At 42.2% G+C, this 21995-nt stretch carries 22 protein-coding genes and 1 tRNA gene; 15 read left to right on the top strand and 8 right to left on the bottom strand.

Annotated elements, in window-relative coordinates:
• Window positions 1–88 precede the first annotated feature (88 nt).
• The 5 genes from fahA (at window position 89) to AC13CC_RS14135 (ending at window position 4057) form a co-directional block, all read left to right on the top strand.
• The gene (gene fahA / locus AC13CC_RS14155) at window positions 89–1309 is read left to right on the top strand and encodes a fumarylacetoacetase (RefSeq protein ID WP_482877667.1); all 1221 of its coding nucleotides are present in this window, start codon (window positions 89–91) and stop codon (window positions 1307–1309) included.
• A gap of 157 nt (window positions 1310–1466) precedes the next feature.
• Complete coding sequence (locus AC13CC_RS14150) at window positions 1467–2336, top strand: flavin reductase family protein (protein WP_293167185.1); 870 nt, start codon at window positions 1467–1469, stop codon at window positions 2334–2336.
• An 87-nt stretch (window positions 2337–2423) separates the two neighbouring features.
• Window positions 2424–2648, top strand: a complete 225-nt coding sequence (locus AC13CC_RS14145; RefSeq protein ID WP_293167184.1) for a type II toxin-antitoxin system ParD family antitoxin — start codon at window positions 2424–2426, stop codon at window positions 2646–2648.
• Window positions 2645–2941 (top strand): type II toxin-antitoxin system RelE/ParE family toxin, encoded by a 297-nt coding sequence (locus tag AC13CC_RS14140; RefSeq protein WP_293167183.1) that lies wholly within the window; start codon window positions 2645–2647, stop codon window positions 2939–2941. Before AC13CC_RS14145 ends, AC13CC_RS14140 begins: the two co-directional genes overlap by 4 nt.
• Before the next feature lie 15 nt (window positions 2942–2956).
• The gene (locus AC13CC_RS14135) at window positions 2957–4057 is read left to right on the top strand and encodes a pyridoxal phosphate-dependent aminotransferase (protein WP_293167182.1); all 1101 of its coding nucleotides are present in this window, start codon (window positions 2957–2959) and stop codon (window positions 4055–4057) included.
• 72 nt (window positions 4058–4129) lie between these two features.
• Here AC13CC_RS14135 and AC13CC_RS14130 read toward each other — a convergent pair whose 3' ends face one another.
• Complete coding sequence (locus AC13CC_RS14130; protein WP_482877665.1) at window positions 4130–6781, bottom strand: DUF5916 domain-containing protein; 2652 nt, start codon at window positions 6779–6781, stop codon at window positions 4130–4132.
• 248 nt (window positions 6782–7029) lie between these two features.
• On the opposite strand from AC13CC_RS14130, the gene rplM reads away from it, so the two are divergent.
• The 10 genes from rplM (at window position 7030) to AC13CC_RS14080 (ending at window position 17654) form a co-directional block, all read left to right on the top strand.
• Window positions 7030–7485 carry a 50S ribosomal protein L13 gene (rplM, locus tag AC13CC_RS14125; RefSeq protein WP_014033141.1) on the top strand — a complete coding sequence of 152 codons (456 nt, stop codon included), beginning with the start codon at window positions 7030–7032 and terminating at the stop codon, window positions 7483–7485.
• Window positions 7485–7871 (top strand): 30S ribosomal protein S9, encoded by a 387-nt coding sequence (rpsI, locus tag AC13CC_RS14120; protein WP_293167179.1) that lies wholly within the window; start codon window positions 7485–7487, stop codon window positions 7869–7871. The genes rplM and rpsI overlap by 1 nt, the downstream gene beginning before the upstream one ends.
• Window positions 7872–8100: 229 nt before the next feature.
• Window positions 8101–9201, top strand: a complete 1101-nt coding sequence (rpsB, locus tag AC13CC_RS14115) for a 30S ribosomal protein S2 (protein ID WP_482877663.1) — start codon at window positions 8101–8103, stop codon at window positions 9199–9201.
• An 80-nt stretch (window positions 9202–9281) separates the two neighbouring features.
• Window positions 9282–10106, top strand: coding sequence for a translation elongation factor Ts (gene tsf, locus AC13CC_RS14110; protein ID WP_163625397.1), 825 nt, complete (start codon window positions 9282–9284; stop codon window positions 10104–10106).
• Window positions 10107–10238: 132 nt separating this feature from the next.
• Window positions 10239–10946 (top strand): UMP kinase, encoded by a 708-nt coding sequence (gene pyrH, locus AC13CC_RS14105; protein ID WP_014033137.1) that lies wholly within the window; start codon window positions 10239–10241, stop codon window positions 10944–10946.
• Between the two features lie 42 nt (window positions 10947–10988).
• Window positions 10989–11543, top strand: a complete 555-nt coding sequence (gene frr, locus AC13CC_RS14100; protein ID WP_293167177.1) for a ribosome recycling factor — start codon at window positions 10989–10991, stop codon at window positions 11541–11543.
• Between the two features lie 75 nt (window positions 11544–11618).
• On the top strand, window positions 11619–14021 hold the full coding sequence (locus AC13CC_RS14095) for an efflux RND transporter permease subunit (protein WP_482877660.1): 2403 nt from the start codon (window positions 11619–11621) through the stop codon (window positions 14019–14021).
• A gap of 90 nt (window positions 14022–14111) precedes the next feature.
• A complete protein-coding gene (gene asnS / locus AC13CC_RS14090; RefSeq protein WP_482877658.1) occupies window positions 14112–15545 on the top strand; it encodes an asparagine--tRNA ligase in 1434 nt (477 codons plus the stop codon).
• A 49-nt stretch (window positions 15546–15594) separates the two neighbouring features.
• Window positions 15595–17052 carry an RNA polymerase factor sigma-54 gene (rpoN, locus tag AC13CC_RS14085; RefSeq protein WP_482877656.1) on the top strand — a complete coding sequence of 486 codons (1458 nt, stop codon included), beginning with the start codon at window positions 15595–15597 and terminating at the stop codon, window positions 17050–17052.
• Window positions 17052–17654, top strand: coding sequence for a hypothetical protein (locus AC13CC_RS14080; protein WP_482877654.1), 603 nt, complete (start codon window positions 17052–17054; stop codon window positions 17652–17654). Before rpoN ends, AC13CC_RS14080 begins: the two co-directional genes overlap by 1 nt.
• Here AC13CC_RS14080 and AC13CC_RS14075 read toward each other — a convergent pair.
• From AC13CC_RS14075 to AC13CC_RS14045, 7 genes are all read right to left on the bottom strand, one after another.
• The gene (locus AC13CC_RS14075; RefSeq protein ID WP_482877653.1) at window positions 17649–18272 is read right to left on the bottom strand and encodes a porin family protein; all 624 of its coding nucleotides are present in this window, start codon (window positions 18270–18272) and stop codon (window positions 17649–17651) included. The genes AC13CC_RS14080 and AC13CC_RS14075 overlap by 6 nt on opposite strands.
• 150 nt (window positions 18273–18422) lie before the next feature.
• The gene (locus AC13CC_RS14070) at window positions 18423–18905 is read right to left on the bottom strand and encodes an ExbD/TolR family protein (protein WP_326277030.1); all 483 of its coding nucleotides are present in this window, start codon (window positions 18903–18905) and stop codon (window positions 18423–18425) included.
• Window positions 18906–18917: 12 nt separating this feature from the next.
• Window positions 18918–19526, bottom strand: a complete 609-nt coding sequence (locus AC13CC_RS14065; RefSeq protein WP_326277029.1) for an ExbD/TolR family protein — start codon at window positions 19524–19526, stop codon at window positions 18918–18920.
• An 11-nt stretch (window positions 19527–19537) separates the two neighbouring features.
• Window positions 19538–19975 (bottom strand): hypothetical protein, encoded by a 438-nt coding sequence (locus tag AC13CC_RS14060; RefSeq protein ID WP_293167170.1) that lies wholly within the window; start codon window positions 19973–19975, stop codon window positions 19538–19540.
• 26 nt (window positions 19976–20001) lie between these two features.
• Complete coding sequence (locus AC13CC_RS14055; RefSeq protein WP_326277028.1) at window positions 20002–20730, bottom strand: MotA/TolQ/ExbB proton channel family protein; 729 nt, start codon at window positions 20728–20730, stop codon at window positions 20002–20004.
• A 78-nt stretch (window positions 20731–20808) separates the two neighbouring features.
• Window positions 20809–20896, bottom strand: a tRNA-Ser gene (locus tag AC13CC_RS14050).
• A 66-nt stretch (window positions 20897–20962) separates the two neighbouring features.
• Entirely contained in the window at window positions 20963–21994 is a 1032-nt protein-coding gene (locus AC13CC_RS14045) for an asparaginase (RefSeq protein WP_326277027.1), read from the bottom strand.
• Window position 21995: the final 1 nt, after the last annotated feature.

Genomic DNA, 21995 nt, shown 5'->3' with positions numbered 1-21995 from the left:
ATCGCTCTCGACTGCGCTCGAGCTGACAGTTCGAAATGACAAAAAGATAAGATTCCCGTTTTCACGGGAATGACATATAAAAAGTTACATGATCATAGAAATACCCGAAAACTCAGATTTTTCGATTCACAATATTCCCTTTGGGATTTTTTCCACTAAAGGTAGAAGCCCGCGAGTAGGCGTTGCCGTTGGTGAACATATTTTGGATTTGGCCGCTGTGGCCGAATTGGATGTGTTCGATTTCAATACGGCTTTGCTGGAAAAAGACACCTTGAATGATTTTATTTCGCTTGGGAAAGAAATCACTACACGGGTTCGTAAAAAAATCCAATATTGGCTAAAAGACGACGATTCCGTTTTGGCTGGAAAACCAGAACTATTCGTAAAGCAGAGCGAGGCCCAAATGCATATTCCCGTAGCGGTTGGGGACTATACCGATTTTTATTCGAGTCTGGAACACGCCACCAATGTGGGGAAAATGTTTCGTGACCCCGAAAATGCCCTTTTGCCCAATTGGAAACATATTCCAGTTGGTTATCATGGCAGGGCAAGCTCCATTATTGTTAGTGGTCAACCCATTCATCGTCCGAAAGGACAAACAATGCCAAAAGATTCGGATGCGCCCGTGTTTGGCCCTACGCGACGCTTGGATTTTGAACTGGAAATGGGTTTCATCTCTGGAAAAGACACCCAATTGGGCGAATCCGTTTCTACAAAAGATGCCGAGAATCACATCTTCGGGCTGGTATTATTCAACGATTGGTCGGCGCGTGATATCCAAAAATGGGAATACATACCGCTTGGGCCTTTCTTGGCGAAGAATTTCGCTTCGTCCATTTCGCCTTGGGTGGTTACTTTGGAGGCCTTGGAACCCTTCAAATTAGCAGGGCCCAAACAAGAACCTGAAGTATTGCCTTATTTACAATTTGAGGGTGCGAAGAATTACGATATCAATTTAGAAGTAAACATTGCCCCAGAACAAGGTGAAGAAACCACGGTTTGCTCAAGTAATTTTAAACATATGTACTGGAACATGGCCCAACAATTGGCGCATCATACCGTAAATGGGTGCAACATTAATATTGGTGACATGATGGCTTCAGGAACCATTTCGGGTAAGGAAGAAAACAGTTTTGGCTCCATGCTCGAATTGTCTTGGGGAGGCACAAAATCTATCAAACTAAAAAATGGTAGCGAACGCAAATTTATAGAAGATGGCGACACGGTGATTATGCGCGGTTTCGCCAAAAAGGGCGATATTAGGGTCGGATTTGGCGAGGTGACCACCAAAGTGTTGCCTGCTAAATGATTTTGGTAGCTGAGCGGAGTCGAAGCTACTGAATGGTGACTGAGCGCAGTCGAAGTCCCCTTAACTGAAAACGAATAGAGATTCCTGCTTTCGCAGGAATGACATAGGAAACCAACTAGAGATTCCCACCTTTGTGGGAATGATAGAAGAATAGCATATGATCAAAACCATAGACCCAAATACAATACCACAACCCGAACTGTACAGTATTTTATCTACCGCGGTAGCTCCCAGACCGATTTGCTTTGCAAGTACGGTGGACGCGGCCGGCAATGTAAACCTGAGCCCGTTCAGTTTTTTTAATGTGTTCAGTTCCAATCCGCCTGTGATGGTATTTTCGCCTGCGAGGAGCGGTAGGGACAATTCCTTGAAACATACCCACCAAAATGTGGTGGAAGTGCCCGAAGTGGTCATCAACGTGGTAAACCATGCAATGGCAGAGCAAATGTCGCTTTCCAGTACGGCCTACGACAAGGGCGTTAACGAATTTGTGAAAGCTGGTTTTACCGAAGTGCCCAGTGTAAAAGTAAAACCGCCCCGAGTGGGCGAAGCGCCCGTTTCCTTTGAGTGCAGTGTTTTGGAAGTGGTTGAATTGGCGCAAACCCCTGGTGCGGGAAATTTGATCATTGCACAGGTTGATATGATCCATGTAAACGATGACTACTTTACCAATGGTGTGCTGGATACCGAAAAATTGGACTTGGTGGGCCGTATGGGGGGCAATTGGTATATCCGAGCCATTAAAGAGTCCTTGTTCGAGATTCCAAAGCCCATTCGCACCCACGGCATTGGCGTGGATGCTTTGCCCAAGGGCATTAGAGAAAGTGATATACTTACAGGAAACAATTTAGGGCGATTGGGAAATTTGGAGCAATTACCTTCCCCAAAAGACATTGAAACCATTATTGAGGCCGAGGGAATACAAGATAAATCCAAAACCGAACTGCACACCTTGGCCAAACAGCTATTGGAGGAAGGTGATGCTGTAAAGGCAATGGCGTATTTATTGTTTGCGGAGGGATTGTGATAGTTCAACTAAAACATTTAATTTATATCTATATTTGCTAAATATAGACATATTTTATAATTTTGAGTAATCAATAAGTTGTTTGTCATGAATGTCAGTTTTACCAAAAAACAGGAAGAATATATTACCGAACAAGTTGCCACTGGGGAATATCAAAATAATAGCGAAGTTATTCGTGACGCCTTACGTTTACACAAAATTTATAGGGACAAGGTCATTAATGACCTTAGAAATGAAATAGAGAAAGGCTGGAAGGGACCAGACAGCCCAAGAACCATGGAGGAAATCATTGCTTCAAAAAGAAATGGATGATAAGCGACTACGTTCTATCACAAGAAGCGGATGATGATATTGAGGATATTTTTGAATATGGGGAGCACAAATTCGGCACCTCTAAAGCCATTGAATATCTAATTGGCATGAACAATCACTTTGAAGCAATTGCCAAAAATCCCGATATAAGAAAAGAAAGAAAAGAAATCAAGGATGGGCTTTTTAGTTTCCCTTACGTTTCCCATATTATATTCTATCGTAAAATGGACGGTTATGTACGCATAATAAGGGTACTGTACGGTGGTAGGGATTTGATAAAATTCTTATTCTAAAATTCAATCAGAAAAATGAAAAAAGACATAAAGTCCATCTTCAAACCGCATTTAGTGCCGAAAGAGGTCTATAAAGGCGGAAAAAATATTCCCCCGACCGATAAAAAAATATATAAGCTATCCTCCAACGAAAATCCTTTGGGTGCATCGCCCAAGGCTGTTGCTGCGATGAAGGCCGCCATGGACAAAATTGATATTTACCCGGACCAAACGGACATCCGTTTACGCGAGGCTTTGGTCCAAGATTTTGGTGGTCAGTTGAGCGCCGACCAGTTTTTGTGCGGCAATAGCGGTTCGGAAGTTATCGACATTATTCTTCGAGCTTTTATCAACGAAGGTGACGAGGTGATTTTTTCCAATCCCTGCTTCCTGCCCTACTCCGTTTTTTCCAGATGGTATGGCGCCCACCAAGTGGACATTCCCCTTTTGGCCCCCAACTACGAATTGGATGTGGAAGGTATCTTGAACGCTATCACAGAGAAGACCAAGGTAATCTTCTTGACCAGTCCCAACAATCCAACGGGCACCTATATTCCCAAATCGGTGATGGACGATTTCATAACTCGTGTTCCTAAGAATATTGTGGTGGTGTTTGATGAGGTCTACCGCCACTTTGCCGATGCAGAAGATTATGTTACCGCATTGCCTTATGTATTGGAAGGTTACAATGTGGTTGGGCTCAACAGTTTTTCCAAAACCTACGGATTGGCAGGACAGCGCATTGGGTACGGCTATACTACAGCCACCATTGCCAATTATGTACGTTTGATTCATAAGCCTTTTTTACTTCCATTGACTTCCATTGAAGCCGCTATCGGAGCTTTGAACGATACCGAATTTATTGCCGAAACCGTAAAAACCGTTTTGGAAGGCAGAACTTTTATTGCCAAGACTTTTGATGAATTGGACATCAAATATTGGCCAAGCCAAGCGAACTTTTTTATCATTGCCCCGCCATTACCCGAAATGGAGTTCACGGACAAAATGATGGAAGAAGGGATTATGGTTCGTCCCGTTTCACAGTTTGGTGCCCCGGGAAAAGTTCGTATTACCATAGGTAATAAAGAGGCGAATGAAGCATTGGTGAAAGCCTTAAGGAAGATGATGGACATTTAGTTGTCATTCCGCACTTGATGCGGAATCCATTTTGGATATTTTTTTGGATTCCTGCCTTCGCAGGAATGACAACTACAACACAAATCGATACGTAGCCTTCAACAAAAAGATATTTTGTGGTTTTTGACCAAAAATGTTGTCGCCCAAACTGGACAACAGTCCATTGGTCGGGTCGCCATTCCTTGACACATCTTGAGACCATACCAAGAATATTTCCGACCCTGGGATGTACTCCCATCGGATGACCAAGTTGGAACGGAACTGCACAAAGGAAAAGTCTGGATTGTCAAAACTAAAATCGGTTACGCCATCCAAATCTTCATCAATGGTGAAGGTACCATCGTTCAAGGTAGTTTGTTCAGGAGTGTATTGCACAAATCGGTCCTCAAAAGTTTTGGCCAAAGGGTCGGTGATGTTTTTGAAATTGGAATAGCGTCCTCTCGAAATAAAGGGTTGTCCCCAATACTGAATGGTCAAATTGGGGTTGATGGTATAGTTTAAACGCACCGACATACTCAAGGTACGCTGATTAATTTCCCCGTTCAGGTAGCGCGGCGAACCATTGACATTATCAAAATTATCAATATACTGTAATTTATCGTGATTGATATCCAAAGAAGGGAATACGGAAATCCGTAATGCATTTAAGGGCTGATAAACAAACCCTCCTTCCATATAATAGTTTTGTATGGAGTTGTCCAGCGCTTTTCTACCATTGTGAAAAAATGAGAATCGCAATTTCCTCCTGTAATCCGTATTGATACTGTTCCAAAAGCTCACCCAGGGCGATTGTCGTAATCTTGGGCCACCTCGCAAGGCAAAATTGGAATACTCGATAGGGGCAAAATTGAACCCGATATTGGTGTTCCAATTGTCCTTCCAGTTTTGCCAGCTATTGGTATTGAACTGCAAATAATTATGATTTCCCATAAAATCCCAAGCCGTCCAATGGTTATAATTAATACCTACGCGCCTAAAGGTACTGTCCGGCTTTAAGGTTTGATAGCCTATCCAAGTATAATGCCGTACATCGTCAGCCTGACGCTGAAACCCGATATCGTTGAGCTCCAATTCGGGCGATCGCCAAGTAGCTCCGGACTCGAAGCGCCAATGTCCATTTCCTATCTTTCCAATTTGCACGTTGCCCCCAGTTCCTGTCAATGATGTTCTCGTGGTATCCACAGCGACGTGGTCTGCCCCCACCCTATCGAACAAATGGGTGATGGATTCTTGGGTATTGGTGATGGCTTCTTCGTTTCCTCGAACATGGCTCATGGTAATATTGCCCCCAACATACCAATCTCGGTTGGCCCATTGGTGTTTAAAATCCAAGCCGCCAGTGTAAGCGGCATCATGCAAAAAATTGAGCTGATCAGGAATTTGCTCGCGATTGGTGGCTGTAAAGATGCCTCCTATATACGAGTTCCTTTCATTGAAGTCTTTCTGTAATCGGCCGACAAAATAATTGGTAAGGGGTTCCACCATTTCCTTTCTGGTATTTCCTTCACCATTAATAATAGTGGCTGTTCGTTGTGCTGTCACACTTTCCAACACGCCTATGGCCCAACCATCTTTGGTTTTGCCGCTAAATTTGGCCGCACCGATTATAGGAGTGTTATCGGGCTGGTCCACAAACTCATCATCCGATGTATCGGGGTACCCTTGTGGGCTTCTACCAATTCTTCGGGAATAGAATATATTATCGGAACCGAATGTATTCCCCGCTTCGGATTGCGATACACTAAAGTCAAAAATATTTTTGTTCTCCACAAAAAATGGACGTCGCTCTTGGAAAAATATCTGAAAACCATCCAAAGCAATGGCCGATGGGTCGGCATCTACCTGTCCAAAATCTGGATTCACCGTTAAATCTAAGGTAAGATCGTTGGTGATGCCTATCTTGGCATCCAAACCTGCCGTAATATTGCTTTCGCTACCATCCCTAAACGGATTTCCCTCTTCTGCTTCGTAGGTTTCTGTTTTTGCCACTGTGTAAGGCTGAATCTCCAATTGTTTTTGAGGCTCAATATTATTTAGTCCGTGTAGTTCCCCAAACTCACTTACCCAACCGGGCTGGTCCACGGGTTTACGTTGCCACACGGAGCGTTCTTCATTTCTAAAAAAGCGTCTTGTGGACTGAAAACCCCAAACTTGTTCTTCTGCACTACCAAATTTCAATTGACTTAAAGGGATACGAAGTTCCGCGGTCCACCCCTTATCATCTACATGGGCCTTAGCATACCAAATAGGGTTCCAGCTCGGATCCCAATTGTTCCCATTGTTGGATATAAACTCATCGCCCTTTACTCCTGCAGCGGTAATGGTAAAGGAGAATGCGGTACGCTTATCAAAATAACTATCTATATTGAACTCTACCCAATCTCCGTCAAAACCATCCCTACGGGACAATCTCCGTACAATTTTATCGGGTTCGGAATCATAACAGCGTACACCTATATATAGGTTTTTGCTATCGTACAATATTTTGAATTTGGTTTGATGGGCAGGCGGGGTGTTTTCATCGGGCTGCCATTCAATATAATCTCCGCCCCATTCTACAAGATTCCATGCCTCATCTTCCAAAATACCATTTATGGTAGGAGCGGCATATTGCCCCAAAGCTTTAGTGGTATACTTTTTTTTGATGATGACCTCCGTGGAATCTTGCGCTTGGAGATTGTAAAAAAAGAAAAGACTTAAGAAAACTGGTACTACGTTTCTCACTTGGTCGTTTTTTGATTAGATAGATGTATTAAAGACCTGTGAAAATGGCATGAGTTACAGTCGACGTTTTTTTTAATCTTTTTTTAACATTTTCAACAAGCTATATTGCAGGACCTTTATAAAGCATCCAATTGGATTTTAAAAAAGTGGAAAAATATTCCCGATCAACCGTTTGTAATTCAATCTAATAATTGTACATTTGCAGCCCGTTATTCGGGATAGGTTATTAAATCAATAATATTCGAGAAGTGGATACATTAAGTTATAAAACTATTTCCGCCAATAAATCTACTGTTGACAAACAATGGTTATTGGTTGATGCTGAAGGACAGACCTTAGGAAGATTGGCGTCTAAAGTAGCCAAAATACTTAGAGGGAAATATAAGACCAACTTTACCCCCCATGTTGATTGTGGAGACAATGTCATTGTCATCAATGCTGAAAAAATCGATATGTCAGGCAACAAGTGGGATGAGAAAGAATATCTAAGATATACCGGTTATCCCGGTGGGCAACGTTCCGCTTCTGCTAGAGAAGTGTTGGAAAAACATCCCGAGCGCATTATCGAAGGTTCTGTAAAAGGAATGCTTCCAAAAAACAAACTTGGAGCTGACTTGTTCAGAAACCTAAAGGTATATGCCGGTGCTGAGCACGGGCAAGAAGCGCAAAAACCAAAAGCTATAAACTTAAACGACTACAAATAATGGAAGTGGTTCATAAGATAGGTAGAAGAAAAACCGCTGTGGCAAGAGTATATGTTTCCGAAGGATCTGGAAACATCACAGTAAACAAAAGAGATCTTAACGATTACTTTACCACTGGTACATTGCAGTACAAAGTGAGACAGCCTTTCACTTTAACTGAAACCGATGGCAATTACGATGTGAAAGTAAATGTCTTCGGTGGTGGAATCACAGGTCAGGCAGAGGCTGTTCGTTTGGCTTTGTCCAGGGCAATGTGCGAAATAGACGCAGAAAATAGAGGGATTCTTAAGCCGGAAGGTTTATTGACAAGGGATCCGAGAATGGTGGAAAGAAAGAAATTCGGTCAGAAGAAAGCCCGTAAGAAATTCCAATTCTCCAAACGTTAATATACTTTGGGTGCCCTGGCATTCAATTATAGATAAGTTCATTGAAAACCCTGAAATTATGTACTATACTTTCAGGGTTAAATTTTTAACCAAGTTGTCGTTGTTCCAAAAGGGATTAACAATTCAACTTTTTGGAAACTAGTTTAGCATCTAAATGTGTTGGGCGAACAAAATTTTGTGACCACCAATGCATTGCTACTTACAACGGAACGTAAACTAAGTACAAAAAATGGCAAGTAAAATTGAAGTAAAAGACTTACTGGAAGCAGGTGTGCATTTTGGACACCTAACAAGAAAGTGGAATCCGAACATGGCTCCCTACATCTACATGGAGCGTAACGGAATCCACGTAATCAATCTCTACAAAACAGTTGCAAAACTTGAGGAAGCCAACGAAGCCCTTAAAAAAATTGCATCCTCAGGAAGAAAAATCCTATTTGTAGCCACAAAAAAACAAGCAAAGGACATTGTCGCAGACAAAGTATCCAAAGTAAACATGCCGTACATCACCGAAAGATGGCCAGGTGGTATGTTGACCAACTTTGTAACCATTCGTAAAGCTGTTAAGAAAATGGCAGCTATCGACCGCATGAAAAAAGATGGTACATTCAACACCCTTTCCAAAAAAGAAAGATTGCAGGTTGACCGTTTGCGTGCCAAGTTGGACAAGAACTTAGGTTCCATTGCCGACATGACCCGTTTGCCAGGCGCACTTTTCATTGTTGATACCATGCGTGAGCACATCGCAGTTAAAGAGGCCCAAAAATTGAACATCCCGATTTTTGCCATGGTAGATACCAACTCAGACCCTCGCGATGTTGATTACGCCATCCCATCCAATGACGATGCAGGTAAATCCATCGAAGCGATCATGGAATCCGTAACCCAAGCAGTGGCCGAAGGTTTGGAAGAGCGCAAGAGCGAGAAAAACAGCGGAAAGGACAAAGAAGAAGATTCCAAGAAGGAGGAGAAAAAAGCTGAGGCCGCTCCAAAAAAGGAAGAAAAAGCCGCTGAGGAAAAACCAGCCAAAAAAGCTGAGGCCGAAGCTCCCAAAAAAGAAGCAAAAGAAGAGGCAAAACCGGACGACCTTACCAAAATTGAAGGTATTGGACCAAAAGCTGCCGAAGCTCTTGTAGCCAATGGAGTAAAAACTTACACCGACCTAGCCGATGCCGATGCCGAAAAAGTTAAGGAAATCTTGACCGAGGCCAGCTCAACTTTGGCCCACTTGGATCCAACATCTTGGCCAAAACAAGCTAAAATGGCTGCCGATGGAAAATGGGACGAACTTAAAGAATGGCAAGACAACGTAAAAGGTGGCGTTGAATAAACCTGCTGATTTAACATTGTCCTAAACAAAAACACTTTTACAGTGTTTTACTTTACGTAAAATTTAAAAAAGAAAAGAAAATGGCAAAGATTACCGCCGCAGAAGTAAATAAATTAAGAAAGGCCACTGGAGCTGGAATGATGGATTGTAAAAAAGCTTTGGTCGAAGCCGAAGGTGATTTCGACCAAGCAATTGAGATCCTTAGAAAAAAAGGTCAAAAAGTTGCAGCAAAAAGAGCTGACAGGGAATCTTCAGAAGGTGCAGCCATCGCAAAAGTAAACAGCGATAGCACACAAGGTGTTGTTATCTCCTTGAACTGCGAAACCGACTTTGTTGCCAAGAACGATAGCTTTGTAAAACTTGCTAACGATTTAGCCGACCTGGCACTTGGTTTCGATAGCAAAGACGATTTCCTAGCCGCCTCTTTTGATGGAATGACCGTTGCCGATAAATTGACAGAGCAAACCGGTGTAATAGGTGAAAAAATCGAGATTGGAAGTTTTGAAAGATTGAACGCCCCTTTCGTAGGTTCTTACATCCACGCAGGTAACAAAATCGCCACTTTGGTAGGTTTGTCCGCCAATGTTGATGGCGCTGCCGAAGCTGCAAAAGATGTAGCTATGCAAGCTGCCGCAATGAACCCGGTTGCCCTTAACGAGGAAGGTGTTGATCAATCCATCATCGACAAAGAAATCGAGATTGCGAAAGATCAATTGCGCGAAGAAGGCAAACCAGAGGAAATGTTGGACAAAATTGCCCAAGGCAAATTACAGCGTTTCTTTAAAGACAACACTTTGGTGAACCAAGCTTTCATTAAAGATAGCAAACAAAGTGTTGCCCAATACGTTAAGTCGGTGGATTCCAGCTTGGAAGTTACCAGTTTTTCAAGAGTGGCATTGGGCTAATTCACCACAACAATAAATTCAGAAAACCGCTTCCCAACCGAAGCGGTTTTTTTATGTCCATATCAAACCCTTAATTCTTCATTTCCCATAAATAATTTTGATTATTTTTGTCCGGACTTCAAGAAACTCTCAATGCATTACAAAAGAATTTTATTAAAATTAAGTGGAGAAGCCTTAATGGGCGAACAACAATATGGCATTGATGCCAACCGGTTGGATGAATATGCCGAAGAAATAAAATCTGTAATCGATAAAGGTGTTGAAGTAGCCATCGTAATCGGTGGAGGAAACATTTTTAGGGGCCTCGCAGGGGCCAGCCAAGGTATGGATCGGGTACAAGGAGACCACATGGGCATGTTGGCCACGGTAATCAATGGTTTGGCATTGCAAAGCGCCCTAGAGATAAAAGGAGTGCAGACAAGGCTACAATCGGCCATCAAAATAAATGAGGTTGCCGAGCCCTTTATCCGAAGAAGGGCCATCCGCCATTTGGAAAAAGGAAGAGTGGTCATCTTTGGAGGCGGAACGGGAAATCCATATTTCACCACGGATTCCGCTGCAGTTTTGAGAGCCATCGAAATAAAGGCAGATGTAATTTTAAAAGGCACCCGTGTTGACGGCATTTATACATCTGACCCGGAAAAAGATAAAAACGCCACTAAATTCGATTCCATTTCCTTTAACGAAGTGCTTTCCAAAGGACTTAAAGTGATGGATACGACGGCGTTCACATTAAGTCAGGAAAATGAGCTGCCCATTGTGGTGTTCGACATGAACACACGAGGTAACTTAATGAAAATAGTATCTGGAGAAAATATCGGAACCGTGGTCAATGTTTAAATTGGCATATACTTTGGTTTTAGTTTTATAAATTTGAAAGTTATGGACGAAGAAGTAAAATTTATTCTTGATAGTACAAAAGAAAGTATGGAGGCAAGTATTGAGCACTTGCAAAAAGCATTGACCAAGATTAGGGCGGGTAAAGCCAGCCCCATGATGCTTTCTACTGTAATGGTGGATTACTACGGCTCTCAAACCCCGCTTTCCCAAGTATCCAACATCAATACCCCCGATGCAAGAACGCTTTCCGTTCAACCTTGGGAAAAAAACCTGCTGGGGGAGATTGAAACTGCCATCATGAACGCCAATTTGGGCTTCAATCCCATGAACAATGGAGAAATGGTAATCATTAACGTACCCCCATTAACAGAGGAAAGGAGAGTACAGTTGACAAAACAGGCCAAGGCCGAAGCCGAAGACGCCAAAGTAAGTATCCGCAGTGCCAGACAAGAAGCCAACAAGGAATTAAAAGCATTGGACATTTCCGAAGACCTTTTAAAAAACGCCGAAGTTGATGTGCAAGAACTGACCAACAAGTACAGTGATAGAGTTGATGCCATCTTGACCACAAAAGAGGCTGAAATAATGAAGGTGTAAAATTTGGATTTTGACCAGCCCCTTTCCTAGGAACACAACATATCATTTTCTACCTTTGCGCCCAACAAAACCCAGATGGTAGCAAAGCTCACTAAAGGATTTTGGCCAAAGGTCGCAAGAATTATACTCCGCAATAGAATCTTGATTCTTTTGGCGGTTGCCGGCTTTACCGTTTTCTTGGCCATGCAATGGAAAAACATGCAATTTTCCAACACCGAGGCCAATATATTGCCCGATGACCATCCAGCTAGTATCCAGTACAATGCATTTACCAAAATATTTGGCGAAGAAGGCAACGCCATAGTTTTGGCCATTAGGGATTCCTCACTGTTTACCCCAAAAAACTTTAACCGATGGAACACCTTGAGCAAACAACTCGATGCTTTTCCCGAGGTTGAATATGTTATTTCGTTGGAGAACTTAAAGGAGCTAATCAAGGACAACGATACCCAAACGTTCTCCATGGAGCCTTTAATAGCCGACCCTCCCAAGACCAAACAGGAAATAGATTCCCTTACCAACCATTTGTTCACAGAACTTCCTTTCTACGATAATTTGGTATACAACGCTAAAAGCGGCACCATCCAAACCGTTGTTTATCTGGACAAGGATATTATGAACACGGCGGTAAGAAACGAGTTTATACTCAATGACCTTGCTGAGCTTGTAGAAGATTTTGAGCAAGAGACCGGAATGGATGTCCGTATTTCGGGAATGCCCTACATCCGTACTTGGAACACAAAATCCATTGTTGATGAAATCGGGCTTTTTATCGTAGGTGCCCTACTTGTTACCTCCATCATCTTTTTCTTTTTCTTTAGAAGTTTTAGGGCTACTTTCATCTCCATGTGCGTAGTAATCATTGGAGTAATGTGGGCCTTTGGAATACTTGGGCTTTTACAATACGAAATTACGATCCTTACCGCATTGATTCCGCCATTGATCATTGTAATCGGTATTCCCAATTGTATTTTCTTGATCAACAAATATCAGCAAGAAGTAAAAAAACACGGAAACCAAGCACTTTCCTTACAAAGGGTAATCTCCAAAATTGGCAATGCCACCTTAATGACGAACATTACCACCGCATCAGGCTTCGCTACCTTCATTATTTTGGACAGTGACCTGCTCAAGGAATTTGGTATCGTCGCCTCTATCAACATCATTGGGATTTTTATTCTCTCCCTGTTGATTATACCCATCATTTATAGCTTTATGCCGCTTCCTAAGACCAAGCACCTAAAGCACCTGAACAAAAAATGGATGGACATTTTTGTGAACTGGATGGAGAACATGGTAAGAAACCACAGGATTGGCGTGTACATTACCACAGTTGCAGTTTTGGTATTGAGCATTATCGGGATTTACCAGATGCGAATCACTGGAAGTAGGATTGAAGACCTCCCCAAGAAAAGCCACTTTTACAAGGACATCCAATTTTTTGAGGCTGAGTTTGACGGTATCATGCCCATGGAAATTGTGGTGGACACCAAACGCAAAAATGGGGTGGTAAAGCCTGCCACACTTAAACGAATGAACCAATTGGGCGCCGTAATCGATGAAATTCCAGAACTATCGCGGCCCATCTCCATTGTTGATTTGGTAAAATACTCTAAACAGGCTTTTTACAACGGAATTCCAAAATACTATCAACTGCCCACCAGTCAAGAGAACACATTCATTATGAACGCTGTTCAAAAATCCTCGGCCGAAGGCACCAATGAACTATTGCAAAGTTTTGTGGACAGTACGGGACAAACAGCCCGTTTAACGACTTACATGCGCGATGTAAAAATTGACCGTATGGAGGAAATTGAAAAAGACCTGCAAGAAGCTATCACAAAGCAATTTCCTTCGGAACAATACGATGTTTTTATGACCGGAAAAGCCCTCTTGTTCCTAAAAGGAACAAAGTACTTGGTCAAAAACCTGTTGTTGTCCCTTGCATTGGCCATTGGACTCATTTCGCTGTTTATGGCCTACCTCTTCCGGTCCTTTAGAATGGTCATCATATCCTTGGTGCCCAACTTACTGCCTTTAGTTATTACTGCAGGTGTAATGGGATACTTGGGTGTTCCCATAAAACCATCCACCATTCTTGTATTTAGTATTGCCTTTGGCATATCGGTGGATGATACCATTCACTTTTTGGCCAAATACCGGCAGGAACTCACTGCGCACCGTTGGCACATCAAAAAATCGGTGTACGCCGCCTTGCGCGAGACTGGGGTGAGTATGTTCTACACATCCATAGTCTTGTTCTTTGGGTTCTCGGTATTCATCATCTCCAGTTTTGGGGGCACCAAAGCATTGGGGGGATTGGTTTCGGCCACTTTGTTGTTTGCCATGCTGTCCAACTTGATCTTGTTGCCATCACTTCTCCTCTCCTTGGAAAGAAGTATTGCCAACAAGCAGGTGCTCAAAAAACCTCAAATCGACATTTTGCCCAAGGACGAGGACAATCCCAAGGACAAATAGTGTTTGAAACGGCCATAAATTAGGCTATTCCATTGCCATCGTTTTTTATCAAAAACCTATCTTTACCAACTAAATTAAGATAGTTTTAGAATGATGTCTTATTCCATAAAAGAATTGCTGGAAAAGCAACCCGTAGGAGATTCCGTTGAAGTAAATGGATGGGTAAAAACATTTAGGAGCAACCGATTTATCGCATTGAACGATGGTTCCACCATACACAACCTGCAATGTGTCGTGGACTTTGAAAATTTGGACGAAGCATTGCTGAAGCAAATTTCAACAGGTGCTGCCCTGAAAATCTCGGGGACTTTGGAAGAAAGCCAAGGCCGAGGACAAAGTGTGGAAATCCAAGCTACGGATATATTCGTGCACGGTACCGCAGACCCGGAGACCTACCCGATTCAACCCAAAAAGCACTCGTTGGAGTTTTTAAGGGAAAAAGCGCACCTTAGGGTACGGACCAATACTTTTTCTGCGGTAATGCGAGTTAGGTCGGCACTTTCTTTTGCCGTTCACAGCTACTTTCAGCAAAATGGTTTTTACTATATGCACGCACCCATCATCACAGGCTCCGATGCCGAGGGTGCCGGGGAAATGTTCCGTGTATCCACTTTGGATGCCAAGAACCCACCTTTAGATAGCAAGGGTGAAGTGGATTACTCCGAGGACTTTTTTGGAAAGGAGACCAATCTGACCGTATCAGGTCAGTTGGAAGCGGAAACCTACGCCATGGGCTTGGGCAAGGTGTACACTTTTGGGCCTACTTTTAGAGCTGAAAATTCCAATACATCACGTCATTTGGCCGAGTTCTGGATGATAGAGCCCGAGATGGCCTTTTATGATTTGGATGCCAACATGGATTTGGCAGAAGATTTTATCAAATACATTATCCAATACGTGCTGGACCATTGCCAAGATGATCTGGAGTTTTTGGAAAAACGTTTGTTGGACGAAGAAAAGAGCAAACCTCAGAACGAGCGTTCTGAAATGGCTTTGATCGAAAAATTGAAGTTCGTGGTAGAAAACAATTTCAAAAGGGTTTCTTATACCGAGGCCATTGATATTTTAAAGAACAGCAAGCCGAACAAAAAGAAAAAATTCCAGTTCCCTATTGACGAATGGGGAGCGGACCTGCAAAGCGAGCACGAGCGCTTCTTGGTAGAAAAACACTTTAAATGCCCCGTAATCCTGTTTGATTACCCCGCAAACATCAAGGCATTTTACATGCGCTTGAACGAGGATGGGAAAACCGTACGTGCCATGGATGTACTTTTCCCGGGTATCGGAGAAATTGTTGGAGGTTCCCAAAGGGAAGAACGTTTGGATGTACTGGAACAAAAAATAAAGGAACTGGATATTGATGCCAAAGAACTTTGGTGGTACCTTGACCTTAGAAAATTCGGTACCGCCGTCCATAGTGGTTTTGGACTAGGTTTTGAGCGCATAGTGCAATTTACCACCGGAATGGGCAATATCAGGGACGTAATCCCCTACCCTAGGACGCCGCAGAATGCCGAGTTTTAATTTGATTTTATTATTTTAAGAAGGTTACGATTGTAAATTATCAATCAATATGCTGAAACAACATCTACAGTTTAAGCTTTCACAAAAACTGTCTCCACAGCAGATTCAGCTCATGAAACTTATTCAATTGCCAACGCAGGCTTTTGAACAAAGGTTAAAACAAGAGCTGGAAGAAAATCCTGCTTTGGAAAGTGGCAAGGAGGAAACCGATGCCCTGGATGATGTTTACGAGGATACCTACGATGATTCGGCGGACAATGAAAACATTGACACCGAGGAAATCAATATTGATGATTACCTGAGTGATGATGAAATTCCCGATTACCGTACCCAAGCGAATAATTATAGTGCGGACGATGAGGATAAAAGGGTTCCGTATGCCGCTGGAACATCATTCAACCAATACTTGATCAATCAGTTGAACACGACTTATTTGGATGATCAAGAGTGGGCCATTGCCGAGTTTTTGGTGGGCAGTGTGGACGAAAGCGGTTACATACGAAGGCCGCTTCCAGATATTATGGACGACCTTGCCTTTACCCAGAATATTTATGTGGAAGAGGATAAAATCGAGGAAGTTCTCAAGATTGTCCAAGATTTAGATCCCCCTGGGGTCGCCGCCCGATCTTTGGATGAATGTCTGATCATTCAACTAAAGCGCAAGGAAAAAAAACCTTCCGTTGAATTGGCCATTAATATTTTGGAACGATCGTTCGATCACTTTACCAAAAAGCATTACTCCAAACTTATACAAAAACACCATGTTTCCGAAGAACAGCTAAAAGAGGCTATTTCGGAAATAGAAAAACTCAATCCAAAACCAGGTGGTTCCTATTCTGGCAATACCCGTATGATCGAGCATATTGTCCCCGATTTCTCCATAAAAATAGTAGATGGTGAACTGGAACTTACCCTTAACGGTAGAAATGCCCCGGAACTTCATGTTTCCAAAGACTACAGCAATATGCTGGAGGGATACAAAAATGCCAAGGAAAAATCCAAATCCCAGAAGGACACGGTCATGTTCATCAAACAAAAATTGGATGCCGCAAAATGGTTTATAGACGCCATAAGACAGCGTCAGCAAACCCTTTTCATCACCATGAACACCATTATGGAATATCAAAAGGAATATTTTATGACGGGGGACGAAAGAAAATTGCGCCCCATGATCTTAAAGGATATTGCCGATAAAATAGATATGGACGTTTCCACCGTGTCGCGCGTCGCCAACAGCAAATATGTAGATACACCCTATGGCACAAAACTGATCAAGGATTTCTTTTCCGAATCCATGAAGAACGAACAAGGGGAAGATGTATCCACAAGGGAAATTAAAAAGATCTTGGAGACCGTTATTCGCGATGAGGAGAAGAAAAAGCCTTTAACCGATGCAAAGTTGGCAAAAATTCTAAAAGAAAAAGGGTATCCCATAGCCCGAAGAACCGTGGCAAAGTACCGGGAACAGCTGGACATTCCAGTGGCAAGGCTACGAAAAGAGATTTAATGCGCCACGTATACAACATAATCTCCTATGTGTTCCACCCATTGTTTATACCAATCGGTGGTACGGCGATTTATTTTATGGTGGCACCCTATAGCGCCCTGCAAACCCAGAGCGGAAATATACTTCCCATTTTTATCCTTACGGTAATCATTCCCATTATCTTTTTCCTGATATTGAAGAACCTTGGTATCATCAGTTCCATATTCCTGCCCACCATAGAGGAACGCAAATACCCTCTTTATATAAGCTGTATTATCTTTTTAATGATATTGTACAAGGTTATCCCCAATAATTACGTACACGAACTTTTTTACTATTTTACAGGGCTTCTGACAGCGACGAGCGCAACTTTAATTCTGTTGTTCTTTAAATTTAAGACGAGTATGCACCTGTTGGGCATGGGAAGCATCTTAACTTTTATGGTGGCATTGAGCATTCATTTTGAGACCAACATTACCATTGCCATAAGCTTGTTCACCCTTTTTACGGGGCTGGTGGCCACCTCAAGATTATATTTGAAGGCACACACTAAAAATGAACTGTTGATAGGTTTTATTCTGGGGTGTTGTTCCCAGTTGATTATTCTAAAATACTGGCTATAGGATATAAAAAATCAATCCAATACGCAGCACCCTAAAGTCGATAGGGTTTCCATTAAGCGTAGCATCTTCTTTAAGCAATGGATTTAACGCATAGTAGGCATGAATGTTCCAGGTATTATAACCAAAGTTCAGCATAAGGCCATATTGGAGCTTTTCAATATCATTATTGGAAAATGAGTCATTACCACTATCTGTCACCAATTTTGACCTACCTGAGAACACGTAGCCCAATTTGGCACCAGCGTATATCCGCCAAAACTTATATTCCTCCGCAGTTGATGTACGCCATCTTAATTCCAAGGGAAATTCTATGGAATGGGTTTCGAACTTGCTCCTATTAAAGTTGGAACTCTCCATTACTTGGTAAACAATAGTATTGGACTCTTTCGATGAAACGATGTTCGAATAATACGAGTTCACAGCATATCCCAGCCCTAAACCAACACCAAAATTCCTTTTTTGGTTCAAGGGAATGTCCTTTATAAAGCCTGCTTGTAGATTATAGGATAGATTTTGTTGGCCCACTTGGTCCGGGGTATCCAACAGTACATTATAGCCCACTCCAAAATAAAACTGATCCTCTAGATACCGACTATCGGATACAACGGTGGTATCCATCTTTGTTTGACCCAAAACAGATATCGAGAGCAATAAACAAACGGCGCTAACTATAAATTGAAGTAGGGTGCGGATCATGGTAGCAATTTAAAACAAAAAACGCCCCAAATTAAAAATTTGGAGCGTTTCCCACTAAATCTAAGCTATTGCCTACTGTAAATTGTTAAAAGCATCCCCTTCATAAGTGGTATAGTTCACTTTAAGGGCATTTACTTCTCTCAATTGTTGCTTAATATCAGTGATAAGACCCATATTGGCATCCTTATCAACTTTTAAAGCAGTAGTCAATACATTTTGAAGTTCTTGCGGTTTTTTTGCACGTTCTGCCAAAATAAATGAACCTACTTCGTCCACATTGGCAAATTTATCATTCAATTGAATTTTTGGTTCTGTACCAAAAACCTTTTGATATTCCTTTGTAGGTGTTCCTACATAAATGTAAATAACGCGGTCCTTCTTTTCCAACTTCTTAATTTCTGAAGCATTGGGAAGGGTATTGGCAACCATTAACGAACTATCTTTCATTGTGGTTACGGTCATAAAGAAGAACAGGAGCATAAAAACGATATCCGGCAACGAAGCTGTTGACACCGCTGGCAAATCTCCATCCTTCTTTTTGGTAAACTTAGCCATATTAAATAGTTTTTAATTGGTTGATGTTTCTGCCTCTGAAAGTTTTTGCGGGAACATATCCTGGATACGTTTCACTTTGTCTTTCAAGTCATCTCTTACGCTGGACGGGGTCTCTGGATTCAGGTATTCTGCCTCCATATCCGTAAAGTCCCTCCCGTACAGGCGTTGTGCTTCACGGTTACGCAACTCGTTATAGGCACCTACCAGTTCGTTTTGAACTGTAATGTATGTGCTATACTTGGTTTCTCTATCATTCTTTAAAGAGATAATGGCTTTTGACGGATTATCCGATGAAGCTGGGTCTTTCCTACCTTTACAGTAATCACAAGTCCCGTCCGCACCATTCTCGAGGAATTTGATAGCCGCTTCCCTAAGGTCCTTAATATCCATTAAGCTCTCCTCAACCAAAAGTTGCCCTTTTCTGTTGATATTGACAGTGAAAATATTCTTCTGCTTGATTATGGGCGGCTCTTCATTTGGCGGTTCAGCTGGCGGCAACATACGATCCAGTCCTGCATCCGTTTCTATGGTGGTGGTCACCAAGAAAAAGATAAGCAAGAGGAAAGCGATATCCGCCATGGAACCGGCATTTACTTCCGGTGCTCCTTTTCTTCTAGGCATAATTCAACTTTTTACTTAACAAACATTCTTTTCAAGCCTGGTACTATCATTAGAATTACCGCAATTAGCGTAAGGATAAAAAATACATTCAATCCCATTCCAATGTTTTTCACAGTTCCTTCCGTAGTCTCGATGCCTCTTTCAGACATTGTTTCCACCACAGACATGTTATCTGAAGAAAGCCCGTAGGATATAGCCACTACTATGGCCAATCCGCCAATGGCGAAAAGAGCTTTCTTAATACTTCCCTTTGTGGTAAACAATTTTGCAAATCCGAAAACTACTGTAGTTACAACTGCAATAGCCAACAAGATGTACATAATGATGAACATAAAGTTCATTGCCCCACTATTTATGGCACTTGGATCATCGGCGGACGGAAGGGAGAACCAAAGAACTGCGGCAACCAATCCGATGACGATGAGCAATATTTTTACTATTTTATTCATGATTCTCGATAGTTTTTAATTCGTAATTACTTTTTGTGGGCAGCCAACATGTCAATCAATGCGATTGAGCTGTCTTCCATGTCATTTACGATACTATCGATTTTAGCAATAATATAGTTATAGAAAATCTGAAGGATAATCGCCGTGATCAAACCAAATACGGTTGTCAACAACGCCACCTGGATATCACCTGCGATCAAGGAAGCACTCAAGTTACCTACAGCTGCAATTTTTTGGAAGGCCTGAATCATACCGATTACCGTACCCATAAATCCAAGCATCGGAGCAATCGCGATAAACAGGGACAACCAAGATACGTTTTTCTCCAACTGGCCCATTTGCACACCTCCGTAGGAAACAACAGCTTTTTCAGCAGATTCCAAACCTTCGTCAGCTCTATCCAAACCTTGGTAGTAGATAGAGGCAACAGGTCCCTTAGTGTTTCTACATACTTCTTTGGCTGCTTCTACACCTCCTGAAGCCAAAGCGTCCTCAACTTGTTGCTTCAATTTGGTGGAATTTGTAGTGGCCAAATTCAAATAAATGATTCTTTCGATGGCAACTGCCAATCCCAAGATCAAACATAGCAATACAATTCCCATGAAGGCAGGGCCCCCTTGGATAAATTGCTCTTTCAATACCTGGGTGAAACCTTTGCTGGCTTCAGCTTCTTCTTGCAACATTGCTGCAGATACAGTTGTAGTTCCCATCACAAACATTCCGGCAGCAGCCAGAGTAAAGGATATTTTTTTCATTTTACTTAAACTTAAATTTAGTTAGTTAATAATGTTAAAGATATAAAAATTTTATAATAGAAAAACTAAAATACCTTGCAGAGAGGAAGGGATTCGAACCCTCGATACACTTTTGGTGTATACACACTTTCCAGGCGTGCGCCTTCGACCACTCGGCCACCTCTCTATTGTTTCATTTAGGGCGACCAATAAACAAAAAAATAATTAGTTATAGAAATTTGAAGCGTTAATTTTACACCATTTCACCACGGAGTGGTGTCTCAAAAATTGTCTTGAACAATTTGTCGGGAACCCCTGTCCCCAAAAGGTACATCGCCTTTGTTACTGCAGCTTCGGTCGTAATATCCTTGCCGTTAACCAGTTGCATCGCCTTAAGTTTTTCACTGGTCTCATAATGGCCCATGGAAACACTCCCGCCAGAGCATTGTGTTACGTTAATAATATGCAATCCATTTTCCACGGCTTTTTTTACGACACCTAAAAACCATTTGTCCATCGGAGCGTTCCCTGCGCCGTAGGTTTCCAGGATCAATGCCTTTAAATCGGGAATGTTCAAGACCGATTGCAGCACATTTTGGTTCAATCCCGGAAACAATTTGAGAATCGCCACTCGATCATCCATTTTTTTATGCACCTGAAGTGACTTGTTTTTGGTCACTTTTTTGATCAAGTAATTCTGGTGTACTTTTAAATGCACTCCCGATTCCACCAAAGGCGGATAATTTAATGAGGCAAAAGCCTCAAAATGTTCCGCATTTATCTTGGTGGTTCGGTTACCCCGGTAGAGTTTATATTCAAAATACAGACCTACCTCACGCACCACGGGTTTTCCTTTTTCATGGAGCGCAGCAATCTCGATGGAGGTAATCAGATTTTCCTTGGCATCGGTACGCAAATCCCCGATCGGCAATTGAGACCCCGTGAAAATGACCGGCTTTTCCAAATTTTCCAACATAAAGCTGAGTGCCGATGCGGAATAACTCATGGTATCGCTACCATGCAGCACCACAAAACCATCATTATCCACATAATGCTCTTCAATAATGGAAGCAATTACGGCCCAATAATCAGGGTTCATGTTGGAAGAATCAATGGGCTCATCGAATGAAACCCCTCTCAGGTTACAGTCCAATTGTTTCAACTCCGGAATATTTTTAACGAGTTCCTCAAAATTGAATGCCTTGAGTGCACCCGTTTTGTAATCCTTCACCATCCCGATGGTCCCCCCGGTATAGATCAGTAATATGTTGGTCTTTTTTTTCATA

The organism is Flagellimonas sp. L-11 (genome assembly GCF_056857735.1).
This window is presented reverse-complemented; position numbering and strand designations above follow the sequence as displayed.